Annotated in this window: 2 protein-coding genes; both read right to left on the bottom strand. The window is 67.8% G+C overall.

All coding sequences use genetic code 11. The annotated features are described in order from the left end of the window. On the bottom strand, window positions 1-1,781 hold a 1,781-nt coding region (locus B2U11_RS11625; RefSeq protein WP_292071888.1), incomplete at its 3' end, for a sensor histidine kinase NtrY-like. Continuing rightward, window positions 1,778-2,644, bottom strand: an 867-nt coding sequence (locus B2U11_RS11620; RefSeq protein ID WP_292071887.1) for a tRNA dihydrouridine synthase, incomplete at its 5' end; no start/stop codon positions are given. The genes B2U11_RS11620 and B2U11_RS11625, both read right to left, overlap by 4 nt.

The raw sequence follows: 2,644 nt of genomic DNA, 5'->3' as shown, positions 1-2,644 counted from the left end.
AACACCGCCTCGCGCAGCATCTCGGCGGGATCCTCGAGCGCGAAACGGGGGGCCGGCATCCGGGCAAAGGATGAAAACTCGTCCACCATCCGGCCGATATCGCCAACCTGGCGAATGATTGTGTCGGTGCAGCGATCAAAGATTTCCACCTCGTCGACCTTGGAGCGGTACTTGCGCTTCAACCGTTCGGCCGACAGCTGGATTGGGGTCAGGGGATTCTTGATCTCGTGGGCGATGCGCCGCGCCACGTCGCGCCAGGCGGCGTTGCGCTGAGCGGTGACCAGACGCGTGATGTCGTCGAAAGTCAGGACCATCTCGCCGCCCTGCCCGCCTTCGATGCGCACGCGAAGGCGCCGCGTCTCTCCCGCACGGCTGACGTCGATGTCCTCTTCGATATGGGCTTCGGCACGGCGCACAAGGTCGCTGAGCTCCGGCGAAAGCGCCGCCAAGTCGTGCCCCAGCACCTCGTCCTCGGCGATGTGCAGCAGCTGGATGGCGCTATCGTTGACCGCAGACACCCGCCCCCGGCGGTCCAGGCCGATGACGCCCGCGCTGACGCCGGACAGAACCGTCTCGATGAAGCGGCTGCGATCCTGCGCCTCTTCGCTGGCGGCGCGCAGGGCCGTCTGCTGCGCCTGAAGGTCGCCAGTCATGCGGTTGAAGGCGTCGGACAGGGTCGCGATCTCCGCGGGCGCACGATCCACCTCTACCCGCGCGGAAAAGTCGCCGCCGGCCACCTGGCCCGCCGCCTTCACCAGGCGACCTATGGGCGCCGAGATGCTGCTGGCGGCCGACATCCCCATCCAGACCGCCCCGACCAGGACCAGCAGCGCCGTCTCCAGATAGCTGAGCATGAAGGCCGACTGGATGCGGGCCCGGCTTTCGCTCGCTTCTCGATAGGCTTGAATGGCGGCACTGGAGGCGTTCATCCGCGTGATCAAACCGTCCTGCAGAGGACGCACGAGATAAAGGTAGGCGTCGCCGTACGCCGGCAGCGCGATCAGGGATCGGACGGTGTCGGGATGCTGGGTCACGTCCGTGGGCGGCTTTCCGCCCTGCGCCGCATCTTCCAGATAGGCGCGCGGCGGCAGCAGAAGCGGCGGCGCGCCGGGCTGCTCAGCGCGAGCCAGCACCTCGCCCTCTCCGTTCAGAATGTAGAGGGCCGGATAACCGAAGATGTCGCCGACCTGGGCCAGTGCGTCATTGAAACGAATCCGGTTTCCAAACAGCCCCCGCGCGCTGGACAACTGATCGGAGATGATCATCAGGTCCGAGTCCATCGAGCGCGACACGTCCTCGATGTAGGCGCGTCCGACGACGGCTCCGTTTTCGACGGAGGCCTGGACGTTGTCGCTGAACCACTGGTCGACGCCGCGGTTGACGAGGACACCGAACACCAAAGCGATCAGGACGGCGGGAATCACCGCCACCATCGAAAAAAGGGCCACGAAGCGCAGATGCAGCCGCGATCCGGCCTCGTGGGCGCCCCGCGCCAACGCCAGGACGCGTCGCCCGATCACGAACGCAAGTCCGGCGATGAGCGCCAAGTTGGCCACTAGCACCACCAAGGCGATCTGGCCGGCCGATCCGCCGGCTCCGCCGGCGCGCGCGCCGGGCGCGATGACGGTCAGCCAGACCGCCGCCGCAGTGGCGACGACCGCCACAACATAGGCCACGCCAAACACCGAGCGCGCCCGATCACCGTCCAGTCGCCCCCAGAACGGCTCATCGCCCGACGCGGCGTCGGGCAAGGCGGCCGAAACTGGGGGCGTATCCGTCATGCAACGGCACTGTCCACAAACTGTGGCCCAGTTTCAACAAAGGAGTTGCTGCCTTGCGCCAAATTTGATCGCCAAAGCTCGGCCACGGCCGCCTCGACGGCCTCCGGCGCCTCGATCCTGCAAATTCTTGCCTTAGCTTCTCGGCGGTGTTGCGGATCGGCCGGCCACGGCGCCTGTTCGATGTACCACCCCAGGTGCTTGCGGAACATCCGCAACCCCAGCGGAAGGCCGTAGAAGGCGACCGAAGCGCGCAGGTGTTCAACCACGATCGCCAGCCGCGCCTCGCGCCCCGGTTCGTCGAGCGCCACGCCGTCGATCAGGGCCCGTTCCAGGTGCGCCGCCAGCCAGGGCCGACCATAGACGCCTCGCCCCAGCATCAACCCATCCGCGCCCGACCGTCGCAGCGCCTCGCGAGCCTGATCCGCCGTGACGATGTCGCCGTTGACGATCACCGGCAGATCGACCGCCGCCTTGACCTCGGCAACCGCGTCCCAGTCCGCCTGGCCCGTGTAGAACTGCTTGCGGGTGCGGCCATGCACCGTGACCGCCTTGACGCCGATGGCCTCGGCGCTGCGCGCCAGTTCGGCGGCGTTCCGGCTCTCGTCGTCCCAGCCCAGACGCATCTTGACCGTTACAGGGCGCGTCGTCGCGTGGACGGCCGCTTCCATGATCCGGCATGCCAGATCGGGCGTGCGCATAAGGGCCGACCCGGCGGCGGCGCCCGTCACCTCCTTGGCGGGGCAGCCGAAGTTCAGGTCGACGATGTCGGCGCCTGCCGCCTCGGCCATGCGCGCACCCTCGCCCATCGCGGCCGGATCGCGCCCGACCAGTTGGATCACCGTCAGCGGCAACCCCTCGCCCAA

The organism is Brevundimonas sp. UBA7534, from assembly GCF_002479325.1.
GTDB lineage: Bacteria > Pseudomonadota > Alphaproteobacteria > Caulobacterales > Caulobacteraceae > Brevundimonas.
This window is presented reverse-complemented; position numbering and strand designations above follow the sequence as displayed.